The organism is Carnobacterium sp. CS13, assembly GCF_016653495.1.
Taxonomy (GTDB): domain Bacteria; phylum Bacillota; class Bacilli; order Lactobacillales; family Carnobacteriaceae; genus Carnobacterium_A; species Carnobacterium_A antarcticum.
Genome location: NZ_CP067364.1, coordinates 839,701 through 860,452 on the forward strand (window position 1 = coordinate 839,701; position 20,752 = coordinate 860,452).

Sequence of the window (20,752 nt, forward strand, 5' to 3'; positions counted from 1 at the left end):
CACTAAAAAGTGCAAGTAGGAGGAAATAGAATGGAATTAGAGTTTGATACAAATCCAGCTAATGGGGCAATTATTAAGGTTATCGGTGTCGGCGGAGCAGGAAACAATGCGGTTAACCGCATGATTGATGAAGGAGTTAAAGGTGTAGAATTTATCGTAGCTAATACGGATATTCAAGCACTTGCGGGATCAAATGCAGAAGTGAAAATTCAATTAGGACCTAAGTTAACACGAGGTTTAGGTGCAGGAGCAAACCCAGATATCGGACGCAAAGCAGCAGAAGAAAGTGAAGAACAAATAGCTGAAGCTTTACGCGGAGCAGATATGATTTTTGTAACAGCCGGCATGGGCGGAGGTACTGGTACAGGTGCTGCTGCTATCGTAGCACGTATTGCAAAAGAACAAGGTGCTTTGACCGTTGGTGTCATTACACGTCCATTCACATTTGAAGGACCAAAGCGCGGTCGTTTTGCGGCTGAAGGGGTAGCACAAATGAAAGAACACGTTGACACCTTAGTTATTATTTCGAATAACCGCTTATTAGAGATTGTTGATAAAAAAACACCAATGCTAGAAGCTTTTCATGAAGCAGACAATGTTTTACGCCAAGGGGTTCAAGGGATCTCTGATTTAATCACAGCTCCTGGATATGTTAACTTAGACTTTGCTGATGTTAAGACTGTTATGGAAAACCAAGGTTCGGCTTTAATGGGTATCGGAATGGCCAGTGGTGAAAATAGAACAGCAGAAGCAACGAAAAAAGCTATTTCATCGCCTTTGCTCGAAGTTTCTATTGATGGAGCTGAATCTGTCTTGCTGAATATTACAGGCGGTTCTGATTTGACACTATTTGAAGCCCAAGATGCTTCCGATATTGTTTCTTCAGCCTCTACTACAGAAGTAAATATTATTTTTGGAACATCCATCAATGAAAAACTGGGGGATGAAGTTATCGTAACCGTGATAGCTACGGGAATCGATACAACTAAAACAGGAGATGTACGTCCACAAAGTTCTGGACGCAGCCGTGCTTTAGGATCAAATGATTCTCAAGCTAATTCACAACCACGTGCTCCAAAAGATCCATTCGGTGACTGGGATATTCGCCGTGAGCCTAATGTTCGTGATCAAAATGCTTCAAATAAACAAGATGAATCAACTTTTAACAACGAAAAACCGGAGTTTGACGTCTTCAAACGTGAAGAAAAACAAGATAGAGGCCACAGTAACGATGATGATAATCTCGATACTCCTCCTTTCTTCAGAAGACGCCGTAAATAAAAAATGGCAGATATTCATAAAAACGTGCTGCAGCTTGAAGAGAAACTGAACCAGTCTTTAGAAACAGTTGATCGGAAAAGATCTGAAGTACAAGTTATCGCTGTTACTAAAAGTGTTTCAATTGAACTCACCAAAGCAATCGTTCAGGAAGGCTTTCGGCATTTAGCTGAGAACCGTCCTGAAGGCTTAGCTCTAAAACAAGAAGCTCTTGCTGATCAAGAAATATCATGGCATTTTATTGGGAACTTGCAAACTAGAAAAGTGAAGAATGTTATCAACCGAATTGACTATCTGCATTCGCTTGATCGGCTGTCATTGGCAAAAGAAATTGAAAAACGAGCTGAAGCGACTATTTCTTGTTTCGTCCAAGTTAATGTCAGTGGAGAAGCAACTAAAAGTGGGGTTCATCCTGATGAATTAGATGAATTTATTCAACAATTAGCTGATTATCCGAAAATCAAAGTCATTGGGTTAATGACTATGGCTCCGTTAACTGCAGATACAGCTATCCTTCGCACAACTTTTGCAACATTAAAAGAATGCCAACGAAAAATAGCAGAAAAAGCATTAAGTTATGCTCCATGTACTGAATTAAGTATGGGAATGAGTGAAGATTATCAGATTGCTGTAGAAGAAGGAGCAACTTACATTAGAGTAGGGACTTCTTTATTCAAAGACTAGAATGTAATTTTGGTATCAAAACTTGCATAATGAGGAGGAGTTAAAATGGGAATGATGAATAATTTTAATCGTTTTTTTGGATTGGATGAAGAAGACGAAACAAATTATGATGAAATGGAGTCAACGAAAGAAGTTGATACTCCTATTGCTTCTAAACTCAATAAACAACGACAGACTGAAACATCAGCGACTCCAATTATCAATACAAGACGCGAACAAGCAAAAAGCAATAAAGTGGTGTCCATTAGCCAACAGCCTACCCCACAACAAGCTAAGATCACTATTTTTGAGCCGAGAGTTTACTCAGAAGTTCAAGAAATAGCGGATGTCTTATTAAACAACCAATCCGTTGTGTTAAACTTTGTTCGGATGGATGAAAATCAAGCTAAAAGAATCGTCGACTTTTTAACTGGAACGGTTTATGCTCTTGATGGCGATATCCAACGAATCGGAGATGAGATTTTCTTATGTACTCCACATAATGTTGCTATCGATGGAGCTTTAACGGATATCATGAGAGACAAAGATTTATATTAGAAAAGAGGATTAGCCTAAACGTGATTACTATTATTTCTGGATTGTATATGATTTTATCAAAACTAATCCAAGTGTATTCAACAATCATCATTATTTATATATTGATGTCTTGGATGCCGGGAGCCTATCAATCTAAATTCGGACAGCTTTTAACCCGAATTTGCGAGCCTTACTTAGGCTTTTTTAGACGCATCATTCCACCAATTGGAATGATCAGTATCTCAGGGATTGTTGCTATTCTTGTATTGAATCTAGCACAAAGAGGATTGTTTTCTCTTTACCAAATCGTTTTAAGATTATTTTTCGGCTTCTGACCTAGGAGGGTTCCTGATGTTAGAGAATGTCTACCAACATTTTAGAAAAGAAGAACGACCTTTTATTGATCAAGTTACTGGCTGGATAAGAGCATGTGAAGATCAATATGCTCCTTATCTGACCAATTTCTTGGATCCAAGACAAGCTTATATAGTGGAAACGATTGTTGGAAAAAGAAGCGAGATAAAACTCTATACATTCGGCGGCTATGAAGCTGCCGAACGTGTTAGAGTGTACATTTGTCCTGAATATTACATTCCCAAACAAGATGAATTTGATATTACCTTGTGTGAAATACGCTATCCACTTAAGTTTGCAAAAATGTCACATGGAAAAGTTTTAGGGACATTACTTTCGACCGGACTAAAAAGAGAGTATTTTGGCGACATTATTTCCGATGGCGAAAAGTGGCAATTTTTTGTTGAAGACAGCATGAAGAGTTTCGTATTAAATCAAGTGGACAAAATAGGCAATGTTTCAGTGCGTATTGAAGAGAAAACCTATTTAGATATGCTGCTGCCGATCGACAGCTGGACTGTAGTACAAGAAACGGTTTCTTCTATGCGGCTAGACACAGTTATTGCTACATTGTTTAATATCTCTAGACAACGTGCTAAACAAATGGTTGAGTCAGGTAAAATAAAATTAAATTGGGCAGAAATAACGCGGCCTGATTTTGAATTAGGATTACTAGATATTGTTTCTGTACGTGGCTTTGGAAGGCTTCAAATCCAAGAAATCGAAGGAAAAACTAAAAAGGATAAATGGCGGATACAATTTGGGGTCTTGCATAAATAGCCTTGTTTAGGTATTCTAATAGTAAATCGTTTAATTAAAAGCTTAAGAGTACAATCAATTCAGATGATGGAGGTGTCTTAGATGGTGTTAACTCCCTTAGATATACATAACAAAGAGTTCCCAGTCAAGATGCGTGGATATGACCAAGATGAAGTAAATGATTATTTAGACCAAATCATTAAAGATTATGAAATGGTATTGAAAGAAAACCGCGAATTGGAAAAGAATTTAAAATTTTCTGAAGAAAAAGTGACTCATTACAATAATTTACAAGATGCATTAAACAAATCGATCATTGTAGCTCAAGATGCTGCAGATCGCTTGAAAGAGAATGCTGCTAAAGAAGCAGAATTGATTAGTTTAGAAGCAGAAAAGAACGCAGATCGTTTATTAGATGAAGCTGTTGCCAAAGCGAAAAAAATCACGACTGAAACAGATGAGTTGAGAAGACAAAGCAGAGTCTTTAAACAACGGTTACAGTTGATGATCGAATCACAATTGGAAATGGTCAAGAATGAAGAATGGGAAGATATTCTGAAACCTTCACAAGAAGAAGCATTAGAACTCCCAACATTGAAAGAAATGCTTTCTGATATCCAAGCAACAGAAGTTGATGACGAAGATCTTAAAGAGGAAAAGACAGAAACTGACGTATCTACTGAAACAACGGATGAAGGTACTTCGGCAAAAGAAGCAGAATCTGAAGAACAAGAAGAACAAACAGAAGGCACGTTGCCTGCAATTGAATTGCCAAAAGCATAAAACGATGAATGGGACAGAAAGCATTAAAAAACCTTTTTAGCGAGTTAGAAGATGGTGAAAGTCTAACAGGCCCTTTTTAGTGTCAGATCCCCCAGGAGTGTTGATTTGAATGTATTAGTAAAATCAGCCGGTTGATTTCCGTTAACAATTACTTGAGAGAAAACGTTTTGTTTTCTGAACTTGGGTGGTACCACGAGATTTCGTCCCTTTGAGGGGTGGAGTCTTTTTTTTGTACAATGAATTTGCAATTTAAAGGCCAAAGCAGTACGCTAATAAAATAAGCACCAGATTAAAGATGGAGGAATGAACTAATGAAAATGAAAGAGACATTGCAGTTGGGAAAAACTTCTTTTCCAATGCGTGGAAACTTACCTGTACGCGAAATGGAATGGCAAAAAGATTGGGCAGAAGCAGACGTTTATGAGCAACGTCAAAAATTAAATGAAACTAAGCCTACATTTATTCTCCACGATGGCCCTCCATACGCTAATGGGAACATCCATATTGGACATGCTTTAAACAAAATCAGTAAAGATATTATTATTCGTTATAAATCCATGTCAGGATTCCGTTCTCCGTATGTTCCTGGGTGGGATACACATGGACTGCCAATTGAACAAGCGTTAACGAATAAAGGAGTTAAACGTAAAGAAATGTCTGTCGCAGAGTTTCGTAAACTATGTGAACAATATGCATGGGAACAAATCAACAAACAACGTGAAGACTTTAAACGTTTAGGAGTTGCAGGGGAATGGGACCATCCTTATGTTACTTTGACACCAGATTATGAAGAAGCTCAAATCCGTGTTTTTGGAAAAATGGCCGAAAAAGGCTATATTTACAAAGGGCTGAAACCTATTTATTGGTCACCGTCTAGTGAGTCAGCTTTAGCCGAAGCGGAAATTGAATACAAAGATGTAAAATCACCTAGTATTTATGTTGCTTTTAAAATAGTTGATGGCAAAGGTTTGATCGACGAAGCTACTTCTCTAGTCATCTGGACTACAACGCCTTGGACAATTCCATCTAACTTAGGAATCGCAGTTCACCCAGAATACGAATACGCTGTGGTCGTAGCAGATGGCAAAAAATATGTTTTAGCAAAAGAGTTAGTTGAAACTGTTGCAGAAGAAATTGGTTGGAAACAAGTTGAAGTCATCAGCGAATTAAAAGGAAAAGATATGGAATTCATGACGGCTCAGCATCCATTATACGACCGGACGTCATTAGTCATTTTAGGCGATCATGTCACTCTTGACGCAGGTACTGGTTTAGTTCATACAGCCCCTGGGCATGGTGACGATGACTATATTATCGGTCAAAAATATAAATTGGGTGTTTTATCGCCAATTGATGACCGAGGCTGTTTCACTGATGAAGCACCAGGTCTGGAAGGCGTTTTTTATGATAAAGGCAATAAGATTATCACGGATATGCTAGAAGAAAAAGGCGCATTATTAAGTTTGAGCTTCTTTATGCATAGTTATCCGCATGACTGGCGCACAAAAAAACCGGTTATCTTCCGAGCAACTCCTCAATGGTTTGCGTCTATCGACAAAGTCCGTGAAGACATTTTAAACGCAGTTGAAGGCGTAGAGTGGGTTCAAAAATGGGGAATGCAGCGTCTATACAATATGGTAAGAGACCGTGGCGATTGGGTTATTTCTCGTCAACGCGCTTGGGGTGTACCATTGCCGATTTTTTATGGTGAAAACGGGGAACCAATCATTACTCCAGAAACAATCGATCATGTAGCGAAGTTGTTTGGCGAATACGGCTCTAATATTTGGTTTGAGCGTGAAGCAAAAGATTTATTGCCAAAAGGCTTTGTTCATCCTTCAAGTCCGAATAATAGTTTCACAAAAGAAACGGATATTATGGATGTTTGGTTTGACTCTGGATCTTCTCATGAAGCTGTCTTGAAAGGCAGGGCTAATTTGTCTTTCCCAGCTGATATGTATTTGGAAGGCTCTGATCAATACCGTGGTTGGTTTAACTCCAGCATTACAACTAGCGTAGCTATTAATGGCGTTGCTCCTTATAAAACAGTCTTATCTCAAGGAATGGTTTTAGACGGCGAAGGACGTAAAATGAGCAAATCAATTGGAAATACGATGTCTCCTGATAAAGTGACGAAGCAAATGGGTGCTGATATTATCCGTTTGTGGGTTTCAAGTGTAGATACTCAAGCTGACGTACGTGTTAGTGACGATATTTTGAAACAAGTTTCAGAAGTTTACCGCAAAATTCGGAACACTATGCGCTTTTTATTAGCTAACACGTCAGATTTCCAACCAGCGGAGCATACTGTGGAATTTAGTGATTTGCGTTCCGTTGATAAATATATGCTTATTCGTTTGAACCAATTGGTAGAAAAAGTTGAAAAAAATTATGATAAATATGAGTTTTCTGCTATTTATCAATTGATCAATAATTTCTGTACGGTTGATTTATCTCAATTCTATCTTGATTTTGCGAAAGATGTCGTTTATATTGAAGCCGAAGACGCTTACGAACGTCGTGCTATGCAAACTGTCTTTTATGAAGTAGTCGTAAAAATGGCTAAACTATTGACGCCTATTTTACCGCATACTGCTGAAGAAATTTGGGCGCACTTAAGCGAAGAAGAAGTATATGTTCAACTAGCTGAAATGCCTCAAGTTGAAGAATATGAGAATGAATCAGAGTTATTGGATATGTGGGGTGCTTTTATGGACATCCGTCAAGATGTTCAAAAAGCATTAGAAGAGGCTCGTAATGAAAAGAAAATTGGTAAATCATTTGAAGCTAAATTGACTCTATATCCCACTGAGCAAACAAAAGATCTATTTGTTTCTTTAAACAGCAATATCGGTCAATTGCTGATTGTTTCTGAATTAGAAATTGCTGGTGATAAAAAAGAAGCGCCTGAAACAGCTTTACAATTCGATTCTTTAGCAATTGTTGTTGAGCATGCTCATGGAGAAACATGTGAAAGATGTCGAGCCATTAAAGAAGATGTAGGAGTAAACAAATCAGCTCCAACATTGTGTGCTCGCTGTGCAGCGATCGTTTCAGAAAATTATCCTGAAGCTTTGGTTACAGAAACAGATTAAACGAAAAGGGAGTGAGACAAAAAGCGTTTAGACCCGAATCACTGGAACGAATAATGGGTTGTACAATATTTGACGTTGGTGAGTGAAAACTTGCTAACGTCTTTTTTCGTGAAAATAGAAAACAAGTGAGTTCTCCTGTAGAATTAAAGTCACCACAACTCATTCAAAGGAGAGAACTCACTTGCCTACATCAAATGATATGCGAAAAGTACTAGATATACAAGACAAAAACATTGTTTTTGAAGAGAATTGCGTAGAATACGGTCAATTCAAGGGGAAAAAATGTAAATTTATTAAAGGTCGTTTGACCTACATTCCTCAGGAATGTATGAAGTGCCATATACCAAACGAGCAGTATACCGTCTATTGTAATGGGACACAGGTCTCTCGCATTATTTTGCCCATGAGTGGCATTCATCCGACCTATTTACTGCTTAAAAAGCAACGATTCAAGTGCAAAGAATGTGAGGCTACGTTTACTGCAAAAACGCCTCTATTGAAAGAACAGTGTTTTATTTCGAACCCTGTAAAAGCACAAATTTTAGATAAAGCCTCTATGGCTCAATCTATAAAAGATATCTCTAGTCAAATTGGAGTCTCTGAAGCAACGACACAGCGCGTTATTAACGAGCAAGCTAAGAACTACAAACCGCATTATTCTTGGCTTCCTAAGCATCTTTCGTTTGACGAGTTTAAGTATGCCAACAGCACAATGGCTTTTGAATACATAGACGCCGAAAAAGGAACGATCATTGATATTTTACCTTCTCGAGACAGCCGGACGATAAAAGACCATTTCCTTTCACGGTATGGCCTAAAGGCCAGAAAAAAAGTAGAAACCATTACAGTCGATATGAATGCTGGTTACGTCAATTTTATTCCCATTCTTTTTCCAAACGCCAAGATCATCATTGATCGTTTTCATATTGTCCAGCTGGTCAATCGTTCATTGAATCGTACAAGGGTAACGGTCATGAATCAATTCCACACATCAAATGGAGAAGACATGAAAAAATATCGTCGATTAAAACGGTTTTGGAAAAAAATCCTAAAGAAAGAATCTGAACTGTCTTATACAACTTATACTTACTATGCTCTGTTTGGTCTACGCTTAGAATCAGCGATTGTCGATGAACTGCTAGGATACAACACCGTTCTGAAAGAGACTTATGAGGTGTATCAAACAATTCTAAAAGTGGTTGAAGAGAATGACTATGATGAGCTAGTAAAGATTTTAGAAAAAGATCATCCACTTATCTCAAAACCAATGAAGACAAGCCTTAAAACATTGAAAAAGCATATGAAGCACATTAAAAATACATTTGCCTATAAGTATTCAAACGGAAAAATTGAAGGAATCAACAATAAGATCAAAGTTCTTAACCGTGTAGCCTACGGCTACCGGAACTTCGTAAACTATAAAAATCGCATTCTTCTGCATTTTAATATGAAACCAGCTGCTATTAAACAGAACGAAAAAACACTTTTCATAGCAGCTTAATGCCTACCATGAAAAGTGTTCAAGTTTTTTAATTAAATAAGGGACTAAAATTCTTCACCAACGTTAGTTGACGTAGAACCGAATAATGCTCGATGGTCACAGACCATCGAGCATTATTCGTGAAGTGGATGTCGGGTCTGCTTTTTGGAACACGTTCTAGAATAAATATTCGGATATGCAAAAGAGGTTGGGACTTTTGTCCCAACCTCTTTTTTTTCTAGAAAGCTGATATAGAAACAAAGTAACCCCTTGCACGATAGAATACACTACGTTATAATTGGTAATAGTAACGGTTTATCCTTTTTGTAAAAATAGTTATATGGACGATTATTTTTAAGAATAGTAAAGACCTGAATTTTTTTGAAAAGAATACTGTTGCAAATCAATGTAATGGCAGGTGAGAATGAGATGGAAAAAGGAACAGTAAAATGGTTCAACGCTGAAAAAGGCTTTGGTTTTATTGAAGTTGAAGGCGGCGATGATGTATTTGTCCACTTTAGCGCAATCACTGGTGACGGATTTAAGACCTTGGAAGAAGGCCAACCGGTTGAGTTTGAAATTATTGAAGGAAACCGTGGCGCTCAAGCAGCGAATGTCGTTAAACTTTAATTAAATAAAGTAGTTAAAGGAGCAATAAACAAAATTGCTCCTTTTTTGTATGGGTTAGAATTTAAAAATCAATTTTCTAAAAGTTGTTTCATTTGTGTTAATAAATCTTGAGCCCATTTTCTTTTAACAGAAGCAAGCATAGGCGCAAGCAGTAAGTTTCTTTTTCCTTTTAATCTAAGGTCTAGAAAAATTTCAATTTGTGTTTCAGCAATAGATTCAGAAGAGAGGATCAGCTTGCCGCTTCCAGTGACACTCTTATTTTTTGAAGAATAGTCAAAAGCGAGTTGATTGGGATTTGAGCTAGGGGTGAAATAAAACGTTAATATTGTTTCCCGTTCTATTGATCCGAGCGATAAGAGCATGGAGACTTGGTATGTATCAGATGTAAGCGGTATGAGCTGTTTAAATCCTGGCAAAAAAGGCAACCAATTAGCTGGTTCATTAATGCTGTTTAAAACAGAATCAATTGGAGCTGTTACAATCAAAGAATAATATTCACTGCTCATCTTTGTTCCTCCTTTTTATAAAAAATAAAAAAATCTCTTTGGGAGAATAGGCCCCCAAAGAGTTTTTTAATATATTGATTTGCTTAAGAAAAAAGGTCTATTTAACCTTTACGTCTTCCAACAATCAATGAGAAGATAAAGATTAAAATTACAGCACCGATTAAAGCGGGTAAAATAGCAAAACCACCAATGATTGGTCCCCAGTTTCCTAATAGAGAAGAACCGATCCATGAACCGATAAATCCTACAATAATGTTACCAATAATACCACCAGGAACATCTTTACCTAAAATCATTCCTGCTATTGCTCCTAGAACGCCACCTACTATTAATGACCAAATAAATCCCATGTTATTTCCTCCTCTTTCTGTATAAGTACATTTGTTTTGTAATAAATCTATTACACTTATTAGTATAGACACATTTTGTTCACAGTTCAAATGATACGCACTATTCGGTACAAAAAAAGAAGGAAAATCGGTTATTTAGCTCTTTTCTTCCCATAAAATAAGGGAATTGTGAGCTAAAGATTGTTGGACATCAATGATTTTCTGGTTTGAACTCCCTCTAAAAGGTAGAGTTAAATCACGTTTTGCTAATACAAAACGGCCGTCTATTAAAACATCTAGATAAGAGAGCAATTCCAGCTTGTCACTAGATTCTAACATTAATTCTGACCAAGTATAACCGGTCCAAGCCCAAATGTCTTTAGCAGCCCCAAATTCTTCTTTTACACGTTTTGCAAGAGGAACCGTTATCCCGGTATTTAAAAATGGTTCTCCTCCTAAAAGGGTAAGTCCCTGTACATAAGATTGACTTAAATCAACCATAATTTGGTCTTCTAATGCTGTAGTGTAAGGCTGGCCATAATCAAAACTTTGAGCAATTTTATTGTAACAGCCTTTACAGGCAAATAAACAACCACTTACATACAAACTGCAACGAACTCCTTCACCATCAACAAAATTAAAGGGTTTATAATCAGCAACTTTCATACGACTAAAATCTTGCGCTAGCCATTCCTGTGGGTTCGGTTTTTTCATTTCGAAGTTCCTCCTAGTGAATTATGATTTTTTAATTCATATGTTTGACTCGGGCAGCAATTTCTCGGTGGCGTCCATGTACCATAGGCCTTGCTTGAGGATTGCCTAAATACCCACAGGTACGTTTAACCACATCACATTTTTTAGGATCTCGGTTGCCGCATTCTGGGCATTCGAATCCTTTTTCAGTAGGGAGAAAATCTCCTTTAAAGTCACACTGGTAACAATAGTCAATTGGCGTGTTTGTTCCGAGATAACCCACTTGATCATAAGCAAAATCCCAAACAGCTTCTAGGGCTTTCGGGTTTTGCTGCATATTTGGGTATTCACAATAATGAATAAAACCGCCACTTGTATATTTAGGATAATCTTTCTCAAAAGTTAATTTTTCGAAAGGGGTTGGTTTTTTTCTGACATCATAATGAAAACTATTGGTGTAATATTCTTTTTCTGTAATATCAGGAATTAAACCAAATTTATCAGTGTCCAAACGACAAAAGCGGTCTGTTAAGCTTTCACTTGGAGTAGAATAGACGCTGAAATGATATCCATAATACTCGCTCCAACTGTCTGTCTGTTTTTTTAAATAGCTTAAAATAGCTAAGGTGAATTCTTTGGCGCGTGGGTTTGTTTCCCATTCTGAGCCATAAAAAACGGTCGCAACCTCATAAAGACCGATATAACCTAATGAAACAGTAGCCCGCTTATTTTTTAATAGCTCATCAACGGCTGCTGTAGTTGATAATCGTTCGCCAAAAACCCCGTGTTGGTAAAGAATAGGAGCGTTGCTAGGGGTAGCTTCTTTTGTTCGATTAACTCTATAAAGCAAAGCGTCTTTGCAGGTTTGGACACGTTCTTTTAGTAGAGACCAAAAAATAGTCTGTTTCCTTTTAGATTCAAGTGCGATTCGCGGCAAATTCAAAGTAACCACACCTAAGTTCATACGGCCGGAATTCACTTCAATTCCATTGGCATCTTTCCAACCCTGCAGAAATGAACGACATCCCATGGGAGTTTTAAAACTGCCCGTTAGTTCTACAATTTTGTCATACATCAAAACATCAGGATACATTCTTTTTGTTGCACAGGTTATAGCCAGTTGTTTGATGTCATAATTCGGATCAGACTGTTCCAGATTAGTCCCACGTTTAAGGCTGAAAATGAGTTTAGGAAAAATAGCAGTTCGCTTTTCTTTACCGATTCCTGCTGTACGAATAGATAAAATAGCGGTTTGAATCTCGCGTGCAAGCCAATCGGTTCCTAAACCAAAGCCAATAGTTGTAAAGGGCGTTTGTCCTTGAGAAGAAAAGAGTGTATTGATCTCATATTCTAAACTTTGCATAGCATCATAAATATCTTTTTTGGTTTTTTCTATAGCAAAATCAAGTCTTTTTTCTTTATTTTCAATCCATTCGGTAGCTGTCTTTAAATGTTTTTTAAAATTTAATTGTGCATAGGGAGCAAGAACTTCATCGATACGATCGGCACTGCATCCGCCATATTGGCTTGATGCCACATTCGCAATAATCTGCGCCATCTGAGCAGCAGCGGTTTGAATAGATTTAGGTGGCTCTACTTCAGCGTTGCCGATTTTAAATCCTTTGGCTAACATTCCTTCGAAATCTATTAAGCAGCAGTTGGTCATAGGGGAATAGGGATGATAATCTAAATCGTGATAGTGAATATCGCCTTTTTGATGAGCATTGCCGACATGCTCTGGTAAAAGCTTGAGTCCAATTGATTTTCCAACAATCCCAGCGGTTAAATCACGCTGAGTATTAAAAATGTCGCTGTCTTTATTAGCATTTTCATTAATGAGCAGGTGATCTTTAACTAATAATCGATTAACGGCATAGTTAATATCCGTATTCTTAGCCCGTAGAGAATTTTTTTGAATACGATAAGCAATATAAGCTTCAACAAGAAGGAGTAGTTGTTCCCGTTTTAATGTTTCTTCAACAATCATTTGGATTTCATCGAATGTAATTTCTTGCTGGTTCTGCTGAATGATTTTCTTTTTTATTTGATCAGTGAGCAGTGCCAAATGCTTTTTTGTTGATTCTGAGAGAGTCTGATGGACTTGGACCTCAGCTTTAGCCAACGATTCATAAAGTTTTTCTTTTTGAAATGGCACCAAGCGACCATCGCGTTTGAGCACAGTTAAGTAAAAATGATTGTAGTTTTTTTCACAATCTAAATCAATAGTAGTTTCCATTATAAGTCAACCTCCTAATAATACTTATTAGTCTTGAAAAACGATCAGGTACTATATATAGATACGGAATCGATTATCACACTAGATAGTGTACCATGGTTTGATCGTTCTAAGAAGAGAAAAAAGTAATTCATGTAAAACTTTTTCTTATTCTGATGTAAAAGTAACCAGATGCGGTTGCAGTAAAAATATAAAAAGGCCTTTCCATTAAACAACGGTAAGGCCTTTTTGTATTTGTTTGTTATGACTGATCGGTGGTTAATTCTAGTAATTTATCTTTTAAGGTAGTTTCCATAACGGTCAATTCTTTTTCTGCTTCTTTTCGTTTTATGCGACCATCTTTTTGAATTTGTAACGTTTCTTGTAACGTTTCGATTAAATCGCTTTGTGTTTTTTGCAACGTTTCAATATCAATAATGCCTCGTTCATTTTCTTTTGCTGTTTCAATAGAGGATATTTTTAACATCTCAGAATTTTTCTTGAGCAAGTCATTGGTTGTTTCAGAAACTTGACGTTGAGCAGTGACCGCATCTTTTTGACGCAATAAGGTCAAAGCAATAGCAATTTGGTTTTTCCAAAGAGGAATCGCAGTATTGATCGAAGATTGAATTTTTTCTGCTAATGCTTGATTTGTATTTTGTATCAACCGAATTTGAGGAGCTTGTTGAATGGTCATTTGACGAGCTAATTTTAAATCATGAGTTCTTTTTTCTAAACGATCCAAAAACTGATTCAAATCATTGACTGTCTGTACATCCATTTGATTGGAACTGTTTTCGGCAATTTTTACAGCTTCAGGGATCAAAGTATCCAACAGTTCATCGATCTTGATTTCACCAGCAGCAATGTAAATGTTTAAAGCATCGAAATAATCTTTATTTTTTTGGTAAAGTTGTTCCAACATCATATTGTCATTAATTAACCCGTTTTTTTCTTGATCTAGCTTTACACCGATCTTATCAATTTGTGCGCCGATTTTTTGATATTTTGCGGTCATTTCATAGATGGATTTTCTAACGCGTCCAAATATTTTTTTAAAGACATTATTGTCTTCGGCTCTTAAATCTTCAGGATTAGCCTCATTTAAGCGGTACATCAAATCGTTTAAAGAGTCGCCGATTTCTCCAGTATCTTGGTTTTGAACATGGTTTAACATGGAATGAGAAAACTCACCTAATTTTTGCTGAGCAGCAGCACCATAACTCATAACCGATTGAATATTGGAAACATCAATTTGTTCTGCTAAAGCTCTTGCTTGTACTTGTCGTTCTTCTGGCAAGCGATTAATTAAACGGTCAGACTTATCTGTTTCAACCATTTCGTTTTCGATAGCCGCTTTTTCAACTGAATGATCCGAAGCAGCTTCTCCAAAAGGATTAGCTAGCAAATCATCTAATTCAGAACTGACTTCTTTAATCGTTGTTTTATTTTTTTCAAGTTCATTATTTTGTTCAGTCATAAACTCATCTCCCTGTTCCTTTAAAGTTCATCATCTTCAATCGTATTGGTTTCACCATTATCGCGTTCAATAGCTTTCTTTGCAAGTTCTACCTCTAAGCTCATATCGTCAAAATCCCCTGATTTAAAAGCTACATAATCTACTGCTATCAAACGGCACATTTCGTCAATGGTTGTCGCACTTTGATCTAAGACAGTGAAAGTAGATTTGTTTTTCACTTCATGTTGGCTGATTTCAAGGTATTTATTGGTTAAATCAGTTAGGGAAGGCAAGTGCACATAGAGAAATTTATCTACTTCATGAAGGCGACGGGGTTCGGCAGTGATTTCTTTAAATAAAGACTTAACCAAATGAATGGTATTGTTGCGTTGTTCGATAGCTTTCAATTTAGAAACAGCATTCATATTTTTTTCTAAAGTCAAAATCTGTAATTTGGCGGTGTACATGGTTTCTCTGAAAAAATGGATTTCTTCTTTATCCATACCATTCGCTTTATAAAAAGCTTCTTTTTCAGAAGAGACTTTGCGCAACTTCTGATGAGGTGTATTATTCTTGTTGTCATTTTGTTTATAAAAGAAAAAAGCTCCTATGACAACACTGATGATTAAAGACCACCAAAATCCAATATTCAAGATAAACATCAGCACTAGAAATATTAAAACCGTTGTGACACTAGTGAAAGTGTAGCGGAAAATATCTCCAAGGTTTTTAAGGAAAGTATTCATTCTATTCACTCCATTTTTTTATTTTGGTCCCTTGATCTCCACTCATTCTTCATCTCTTATTTTATCATAAAAAATAGGAAAAGGCCCATCAGACTAAAGATGGATTTCTGACTACGACTTTTGCTCGGATTCGAGAAAAGAAATAATAACCAACAGAAATAAAGAAATGTTTAAGAGAAGGTTTCTTTACTTCAGGATTGAAAAATGAAAGCTAGAACGGTATGATATGTAAGAAGTCTGGAACACTCAGGAGGAACAAACTTGGAATTTGAAGAAAAAACCGTCAGCAGTGAATTGATTTACAAAGGGAATATAACGGAATATTGGGTGGAAGAAGTCCTGTTGCCAAATGGAAAGCAAGCTAGTCGGGAATTGGTAAAACATGCTGGAGCAGCAGCCATTATGCCTTTTACATCGGATGGAAAAATGGTGTTTGTAAAACAATTCCGTAAAGCAATTGAAAAGACTATTTTAGAGATACCAGCAGGAAAAATCGATGATACAGATAAAGACCCTTTAGAAACCGGTAAAAGAGAGCTTGAAGAAGAGACGGGTTATCAAGCAGCAACGTTTGAACTTGAAACTTCATTTTACTCTTCACCTGGTTTCACAAATGAACTGATGCATATTTATCGAGCAGAGGGATTAACAAAAATTGACCAACCGCTTTTACAAGATGAAGATGAGTTTCTCGAAATCTTAACGCTAACGTTTGAAGAAGCATGGGAAGCTTACGAACAGCAAATTATTATTGATGCTAAAACTGTTTTTGCTCTGTTTTATTGGAAAATGAAACTTGGAAAAAAGGACTAAAGAGGTGTGAACCAACAAATGGATCAAAAAACAAGATCAGAATTAAGAAAAGCAAAAGAACAGGAAGAAAAAGAAACGAAAAAGCGAGCGAAAGAACGAGAAAAAGTTGAAAAAGCTTATCAAAAAAAATTAGAAAAAGAAGGTAAAATCACTAAAAGTCGAAAAACCGAAAATGATAAATACCGAAATGTAGATCGGTTATTAACGAAAGCGATTATCGTGGTGTCGATATTATTAATTATTGTATTGATTATTGTTTTCTTAATTTAAATTTAAAGGAGAAATCGCATGAAAATTGGAATTATTGGAGCGATGGCAGAAGAAATAGCACTATTAGAAAAACAACTGACAAATAAAAAAGAATGGTCACAAGCCAATGCCTTTTTTATTTCTGGGATGGTAGCCAATCATGAAGTGTTTTTAGTTCAGTCGGGTATTGGGAAAGTGAATTCAGCCATTGCCGCAACCTTGTTGATTGCTCAGTACGGCGTCGAAGCAGTGATCAACACTGGTTCAGCAGGTGGTATCGGAAAAGGCCTAAAGGTTGGAGATGTAGTGATCTCAACAGAATTAGCTTATCATGACGTTGATGCAACTGTCTTTGGTTATGCAATTGGCCAAGTACCGCAAATGCCAGCACGTTATCCAGCAGATAAAGGGTTAATGGAAAAGACTGCTGAAGCAGCTAAAGCTGTTGGTTTAGCTCCGGTCCAAGGCGTGATCGTCACCAGCGATTCTTTTGTTGCTGGAAAAGGAGCAACAGCTAGCATACTCGAGCATTTTCCCGATGCTTTAGCCGCTGAAATGGAAGGAGCAGCGATTGCTCAAGTGTGCTTCCAATTTAATAAACCGTTTATCATTGTGCGGGCTATGTCAGATGTAGCAGATGAAGAGGCAGGCGTCAGCTTTGATGAATTTATCATTGAAGCAGGTAAACAATCTGCTTACATGGTTTTGGAACTATTGAAAGCGATCGATTAAACCTTTACTTAAACGCTATATACTTGAGAAGTTTTTTTACAAATCTTTACTAAACGAAGCACTGAAAAAATTAAGAATAGAAAGTGAGATCACGGGCATGACAATTCTAGAAACAGAACGTTTGCTGTTAGTCCCCTACAAAGCCTCTTTCATAGAAGCCACTTTGATCAGCGATGAAGCACTAATGGAAGTGTCTGGTTATACAGTAGCAAAAGAATGGCCAGGAGTAGAATTCTTTTTTTATTTGCCGTTTGTATTAGAAGAAGTAAGAAAAGAACCGGATATGGAAAAATGGACACGTCTTGTTGTGTTGAAAAAGGAAAATAAAATCATCGGTGAGGTCAGTGCTCAAGGTAATCCTGGTAAAACGGGAATGACTGAATTAGGGTACGGCATAGTGGATTCTTATGCAGGACAAGGATATGCTACAGAGGCTGCTGCTGTTTTTTTGAACTGGTTATCTGCTAGTCAACACATTCAAACGATTAGCGCAAAAACATATCTTTACCATAAAAAATCGCAACATGTATTAAACAAACTGGGCTTTATCAAAATAGGGGAAGGGCTGATAGGCGGGGATGAACCAGTCGTTAATTTTGAATGGAGACCAGAAAATAAAGTAACAGATTTTTTAGTTGAACGATAAAAATACCGATAATTGATTTGTGAATTCGATTAAGAAAGCTGGACTGAAAGCAGAAAACCAGTTAAGCAACATGACTTAACTGGTTTTTTTGTCCATTCAATTTTTATGAAAAGAATCTTTTGAAAAAAGATTTCTTTTTAGGAGCTTTTTTTCCCTGATCTGGTTCAGGCTCAGGGTACTTCTCTGAGACGTCAACGACATCGACATTTACAGCTGCAGGAGCTACATAGACCAATCCAATAGGGCTTTTTTCAGAATTATCATCTGAGATCATTCTAAAAGGACACTTCAATGAATTGCTTAATTGGATATAGGGAGATAAATATTCCATATCAATAGAACCGTTCAATAAAAGGGTATTATCAGGATGCAGTTGTATTTCTTTTTTGAGCGCGTCTATATAATTGTTTGAAAGGACTTGTTCAATCGTCATGGTCAGATAAATACGTTCCCGCAAGCTGCCTAAATACTTTCGACGCTCGTCGGGATTTGTCTGATTAGAGCCATACATGCCTTTATTTAAATAATCTTGTACATTATTCGGACTCATAAAAACTCTCCTTTGGCGGAAATAAGGTAGTGGTTTCCTATTCGTTTAATTGTATCCAGTATACCATAAAGATATTTATTTGCAGAATCACCGCTTTTTTAACATTACGATTAATACAATTAAAAAAATATTAAAGGAGTGAACCTGCGTTGAATTCAGTCACATTTACACAAGAAGATTTTGCTATCTTTGCTATTGAAGGACTAGAACCAAGAATGAAAGCTATCCGAAAAACGATTCAACCTAAATTCAAAGAGTTAGGCAAGGTGTTTTCAAAAGAGTTAGCGGAACTGTTGAATGAAGAAGAGCTCCCTGTTCATATTGCACAACACATTAGGCGGACAAAAAACCCACCAAAAGATACATGGTGTGCCATTGGCGGCGATACACGCGGTTATAAAAAATACCCCCATTTTCAATTAGGACTTTACCAAACGCATCTGTTTATTTGGCTGGCTTTTATCGATAATCCGCAACATGAAAAAGAAATGGCTCAAGATTTTCTGAAGAATTCTATCAGTTTAGAAAAATTACCTGCAGATTATGTGGTTTCTTTTGATCATACTAAAGAACAAGTGATGCCTATCAAGGAAGCAGAATTGGAGAAGGGGTTAATGAGATGGCGAGATATTAAAAAAGGGGAGTTTTTAGTTGGACGACAACTCTCTGCTAACGATCCTATGCTTGTGAACCCTCAAAAAACACAGGATTTTATTTTTAAAACTTATGCTGAACTGCTTCCGCTGTACCAACAGGCTTTTAGAGCCTATCCATAAGCCGTTGAACTAAATAAAACCGTTGAGATATCATATCTCAACGGTTTTATTTAATTTCCTTGAATGTGACGCGACATATAATCGTATAAAATGAGAGCTTCGTTATCATCTGACAAATAGAGAATGAAGGTGGCTTTATTACGGGTTAACTTGACCGAAGTACCAGAAACTTCAAGAATGGTTTGATTGTACACAATGTACGCTCCTTTGAAAAAATAGTAGTCAACTAAAAAATAAGTGCTGAATCTTTAAATAAAGAATAATAAACTGATAAATAAAAAGGTATAAACCTTCTCTTAATCCATGCATTTTATCATGAAAAAAACGATAAGTAAACAGTAAAGTCTCCTTTAAAACCATAAGAAATCTCTAAGATTTCTTATGGTTTTAAAGGAAAGACTAATAAAGCGATTGTTTTTAAACCGATTAGTTCGCTGTTTAGATTCTTTAACTGTTTTGAAGGACTCTAGTGAGAGAAGTTTAAATTAGTTGAATCCTATCGTCTTGTTCTTTATATTTTTTGTATAATTTGCTTAATACTGAAATATCATCGCTGCATAATCTAATCAACTCTTCAAAAACACGTTGAGTAACAAGCGTATCATCAATTTCCTTAACTGAAGCCAGCAGGTTTTCTTGATGGCGGCTCAGTTCATTTAAAATCAAATGATATTCTTCTACAAATGTTGAAAAGTCTTCTTTATCCTCTAAAAGATCATCTTTTAAATTTTGAGTATTTTTATACAGGTTCTCAAGGTATTCACCAGGAGTTATATTCATAGCTTCTGTAATCTGCTTAATTTCTTTCAAAAAATCATCATTTACTTCAATCAGCAAAAGAATCACCTCAATCAATTAGTTAATTAATACATTTATTATAAGATAAAAAAGGCTATTAAAGAATAAACTATTGAGTTAAATTAGAAAAAGCTTACTCAATTGTGTCAACTATGTGAAAGTTAATCCTGAGGAAGAAGAAAATGGAGCAAATGGAGGGAATTTTTGGGTGCGTTAAGAACTATTTTGTATTTACTGCTCTATCATTATTATATTAGATGGACTATAGAAAGAGTTGAGACCGGAGAGGGAAGATAAAAATAGTGGTTCTATCATTTGGGGTGTTGGTAAGTGAAATGACTATATGCTACAATCTTGAAATTTTTGGAGGAATAGTGGCTGCTTGTAGCCATAAAAAGGATTCAAGCCTCAAACGAAGCGTTTACGCTTCGTTTGAGGCTTGAAAACCTGGAGATCCAAAGGGGCTCCAGGCGGTCCCATGGCTTTCTACAAGAAAACACGTAAGTTCCGAAGGAAATTTCAATCTAAGAGACACCAGTACGATTTGATAAAGAGCCAAAATAGTCTAAAGTCAAAAGCACTAACTTCTTTTAACTTTGAAATTATAAAGAAACAAATATCGTTAGTCCGTAAGAAAAATAAGCATAAATCTAAGTAAAAT

23 protein-coding genes and 1 other annotated feature are annotated in these 20,752 nt (G+C 36.6%); of the genes, 14 read left to right on the plus strand and 9 right to left on the minus strand.

All coding sequences use genetic code 11. From position 1 onward, the window contains the following. The first annotated feature begins 30 nt into the window (after positions 1-30). The 9 genes from ftsZ (at position 31) to cspD (ending at position 9,579) form a co-directional block, all read left to right on the plus strand. Positions 31-1,281, plus strand: a complete 1,251-nt coding sequence (gene ftsZ, locus JHE06_RS04025) for a cell division protein FtsZ (protein ID WP_201089550.1) — start codon at positions 31-33, stop codon at positions 1,279-1,281. A gap of 3 nt (positions 1,282-1,284) precedes the next feature. Next, a complete protein-coding gene (locus tag JHE06_RS04030; protein WP_058918195.1) occupies positions 1,285-1,962 on the plus strand; it encodes a YggS family pyridoxal phosphate-dependent enzyme in 678 nt (225 codons plus the stop codon). A 45-nt stretch (positions 1,963-2,007) separates the two neighbouring features. Then, entirely contained in the window at positions 2,008-2,499 is a 492-nt protein-coding gene (locus JHE06_RS04035) for a cell division protein SepF (protein ID WP_058918196.1), read from the plus strand. A 47-nt stretch (positions 2,500-2,546) separates the two neighbouring features. Continuing rightward, positions 2,547-2,813 (plus strand): YggT family protein, encoded by a 267-nt coding sequence (locus JHE06_RS04040; RefSeq protein ID WP_082664255.1) that lies wholly within the window; start codon positions 2,547-2,549, stop codon positions 2,811-2,813. A 16-nt stretch (positions 2,814-2,829) separates the two neighbouring features. After that, a complete protein-coding gene (locus JHE06_RS04045; RefSeq protein WP_058918197.1) occupies positions 2,830-3,612 on the plus strand; it encodes a YlmH family RNA-binding protein in 783 nt (260 codons plus the stop codon). Between the two features lie 81 nt (positions 3,613-3,693). Continuing rightward, positions 3,694-4,374, plus strand: a complete 681-nt coding sequence (locus JHE06_RS04050) for a DivIVA domain-containing protein (protein WP_082664143.1) — start codon at positions 3,694-3,696, stop codon at positions 4,372-4,374. After that, positions 4,370-4,585: a binding site (T-box leader), on the plus strand. (Overlaps the previous gene by 5 nt.) Positions 4,586-4,685: 100 nt before the next feature. After that, entirely contained in the window at positions 4,686-7,469 is a 2,784-nt protein-coding gene (gene ileS / locus JHE06_RS04055; RefSeq protein WP_058918198.1) for an isoleucine--tRNA ligase, read from the plus strand. A 181-nt stretch (positions 7,470-7,650) separates the two neighbouring features. Then, a complete protein-coding gene (locus tag JHE06_RS04060) occupies positions 7,651-8,970 on the plus strand; it encodes an ISL3 family transposase (protein WP_201089511.1) in 1,320 nt (439 codons plus the stop codon). Between the two features lie 408 nt (positions 8,971-9,378). Next, positions 9,379-9,579, plus strand: coding sequence for a cold-shock protein CspD (gene cspD / locus JHE06_RS04065; RefSeq protein WP_058918199.1), 201 nt, complete (start codon positions 9,379-9,381; stop codon positions 9,577-9,579). Positions 9,580-9,647: 68 nt separating this feature from the next. Here the strand turns inward: cspD and JHE06_RS04070 are convergent, their stop codons facing one another. From JHE06_RS04070 to JHE06_RS04095, 6 genes are all read right to left on the minus strand, one after another. Continuing rightward, the gene (locus JHE06_RS04070) at positions 9,648-10,085 is read right to left on the minus strand and encodes an SRPBCC family protein (RefSeq protein ID WP_058918200.1); all 438 of its coding nucleotides are present in this window, start codon (positions 10,083-10,085) and stop codon (positions 9,648-9,650) included. A 101-nt stretch (positions 10,086-10,186) separates the two neighbouring features. After that, the gene (locus tag JHE06_RS04075) at positions 10,187-10,435 is read right to left on the minus strand and encodes a GlsB/YeaQ/YmgE family stress response membrane protein (RefSeq protein ID WP_058918201.1); all 249 of its coding nucleotides are present in this window, start codon (positions 10,433-10,435) and stop codon (positions 10,187-10,189) included. 135 nt (positions 10,436-10,570) lie between these two features. Further along, complete coding sequence (nrdG, locus tag JHE06_RS04080; protein ID WP_058918202.1) at positions 10,571-11,128, minus strand: anaerobic ribonucleoside-triphosphate reductase activating protein; 558 nt, start codon at positions 11,126-11,128, stop codon at positions 10,571-10,573. A gap of 31 nt (positions 11,129-11,159) precedes the next feature. Beyond that, complete coding sequence (nrdD, locus tag JHE06_RS04085; RefSeq protein WP_201089551.1) at positions 11,160-13,343, minus strand: anaerobic ribonucleoside-triphosphate reductase; 2,184 nt, start codon at positions 13,341-13,343, stop codon at positions 11,160-11,162. Between the two features lie 241 nt (positions 13,344-13,584). Beyond that, complete coding sequence (locus JHE06_RS04090; RefSeq protein WP_082664144.1) at positions 13,585-14,802, minus strand: toxic anion resistance protein; 1,218 nt, start codon at positions 14,800-14,802, stop codon at positions 13,585-13,587. A gap of 20 nt (positions 14,803-14,822) precedes the next feature. Beyond that, entirely contained in the window at positions 14,823-15,527 is a 705-nt protein-coding gene (locus JHE06_RS04095) for a 5-bromo-4-chloroindolyl phosphate hydrolysis family protein (protein ID WP_058918204.1), read from the minus strand. Between the two features lie 261 nt (positions 15,528-15,788). Between JHE06_RS04095 and JHE06_RS04100 the strand changes: the two genes are divergently transcribed. The 4 genes from JHE06_RS04100 (at position 15,789) to JHE06_RS04115 (ending at position 17,967) form a co-directional block, all read left to right on the plus strand. Continuing rightward, positions 15,789-16,340, plus strand: coding sequence for an NUDIX hydrolase (locus tag JHE06_RS04100; RefSeq protein ID WP_058918205.1), 552 nt, complete (start codon positions 15,789-15,791; stop codon positions 16,338-16,340). Positions 16,341-16,358: 18 nt separating this feature from the next. Next, entirely contained in the window at positions 16,359-16,610 is a 252-nt protein-coding gene (macP, locus tag JHE06_RS04105) for a cell wall synthase accessory phosphoprotein MacP (RefSeq protein WP_058918206.1), read from the plus strand. A gap of 18 nt (positions 16,611-16,628) precedes the next feature. Then, positions 16,629-17,321, plus strand: a complete 693-nt coding sequence (locus JHE06_RS04110; protein ID WP_058918207.1) for a 5'-methylthioadenosine/adenosylhomocysteine nucleosidase — start codon at positions 16,629-16,631, stop codon at positions 17,319-17,321. Positions 17,322-17,418: 97 nt separating this feature from the next. Beyond that, positions 17,419-17,967 (plus strand): GNAT family N-acetyltransferase, encoded by a 549-nt coding sequence (locus tag JHE06_RS04115; RefSeq protein WP_201089553.1) that lies wholly within the window; start codon positions 17,419-17,421, stop codon positions 17,965-17,967. Between the two features lie 103 nt (positions 17,968-18,070). Here the strand turns inward: JHE06_RS04115 and JHE06_RS04120 are convergent, their stop codons facing one another. Continuing rightward, positions 18,071-18,517, minus strand: a complete 447-nt coding sequence (locus JHE06_RS04120) for a YueI family protein (protein ID WP_201089555.1) — start codon at positions 18,515-18,517, stop codon at positions 18,071-18,073. A 149-nt stretch (positions 18,518-18,666) separates the two neighbouring features. Here JHE06_RS04120 and JHE06_RS04125 point away from each other — a divergent pair, with 149 nt between their 5' ends. After that, on the plus strand, positions 18,667-19,293 hold the full coding sequence (locus tag JHE06_RS04125; protein ID WP_058918210.1) for a DUF1054 family protein: 627 nt from the start codon (positions 18,667-18,669) through the stop codon (positions 19,291-19,293). A 50-nt stretch (positions 19,294-19,343) separates the two neighbouring features. On the opposite strand, the gene JHE06_RS04130 is transcribed toward JHE06_RS04125, so the two are convergent. Together JHE06_RS04130 and JHE06_RS04135 are read right to left on the minus strand one after the other, a co-directional pair. After that, on the minus strand, positions 19,344-19,487 hold the full coding sequence (locus JHE06_RS04130) for a hypothetical protein (RefSeq protein WP_156413243.1): 144 nt from the start codon (positions 19,485-19,487) through the stop codon (positions 19,344-19,346). Between the two features lie 286 nt (positions 19,488-19,773). Continuing rightward, positions 19,774-20,130, minus strand: a complete 357-nt coding sequence (locus JHE06_RS04135; RefSeq protein ID WP_058918211.1) for a hypothetical protein — start codon at positions 20,128-20,130, stop codon at positions 19,774-19,776. Between the last annotated feature and the right edge of the window lie 622 nt (positions 20,131-20,752).

Excerpts from the sequence above, each read along its gene's own strand:
- JHE06_RS04110 (WP_058918207.1), top strand. The coding sequence starts at position 16,629 with ATGAAAATTGGAATTATTGGAGCGATGGCAGAAGAAATAGCACTATTA.
- JHE06_RS04115 (WP_201089553.1), top strand. The coding sequence starts at position 17,419 with ATGACAATTCTAGAAACAGAACGTTTGCTGTTAGTCCCCTACAAAGCC.
- macP (WP_058918206.1), top strand. The coding sequence starts at position 16,359 with ATGGATCAAAAAACAAGATCAGAATTAAGAAAAGCAAAAGAACAGGAA.
- ftsZ (WP_201089550.1), top strand. The coding sequence starts at position 31 with ATGGAATTAGAGTTTGATACAAATCCAGCTAATGGGGCAATTATTAAG.
- JHE06_RS04030 (WP_058918195.1), top strand. The coding sequence starts at position 1,285 with ATGGCAGATATTCATAAAAACGTGCTGCAGCTTGAAGAGAAACTGAAC.
- JHE06_RS04070 (WP_058918200.1), bottom strand. The coding sequence starts at position 10,085 with ATGAGCAGTGAATATTATTCTTTGATTGTAACAGCTCCAATTGATTCT.
- JHE06_RS04040 (WP_082664255.1), top strand. The coding sequence starts at position 2,547 with ATGATTTTATCAAAACTAATCCAAGTGTATTCAACAATCATCATTATT.
- JHE06_RS04120 (WP_201089555.1), bottom strand. The coding sequence starts at position 18,517 with ATGAGTCCGAATAATGTACAAGATTATTTAAATAAAGGCATGTATGGC.
- JHE06_RS04095 (WP_058918204.1), bottom strand. The coding sequence starts at position 15,527 with ATGAATACTTTCCTTAAAAACCTTGGAGATATTTTCCGCTACACTTTC.
- JHE06_RS04075 (WP_058918201.1), bottom strand. The coding sequence starts at position 10,435 with ATGGGATTTATTTGGTCATTAATAGTAGGTGGCGTTCTAGGAGCAATA.
- cspD (WP_058918199.1), top strand. The coding sequence starts at position 9,379 with ATGGAAAAAGGAACAGTAAAATGGTTCAACGCTGAAAAAGGCTTTGGT.
- nrdG (WP_058918202.1), bottom strand. The coding sequence starts at position 11,128 with ATGAAAAAACCGAACCCACAGGAATGGCTAGCGCAAGATTTTAGTCGT.
- JHE06_RS04050 (WP_082664143.1), top strand. The coding sequence starts at position 3,694 with ATGGTGTTAACTCCCTTAGATATACATAACAAAGAGTTCCCAGTCAAG.
- JHE06_RS04045 (WP_058918197.1), top strand. The coding sequence starts at position 2,830 with ATGTTAGAGAATGTCTACCAACATTTTAGAAAAGAAGAACGACCTTTT.
- ileS (WP_058918198.1), top strand. The coding sequence starts at position 4,686 with ATGAAAATGAAAGAGACATTGCAGTTGGGAAAAACTTCTTTTCCAATG.
- JHE06_RS04035 (WP_058918196.1), top strand. The coding sequence starts at position 2,008 with ATGGGAATGATGAATAATTTTAATCGTTTTTTTGGATTGGATGAAGAA.
- JHE06_RS04090 (WP_082664144.1), bottom strand. The coding sequence starts at position 14,802 with ATGACTGAACAAAATAATGAACTTGAAAAAAATAAAACAACGATTAAA.
- nrdD (WP_201089551.1), bottom strand. The coding sequence starts at position 13,343 with ATGGAAACTACTATTGATTTAGATTGTGAAAAAAACTACAATCATTTT.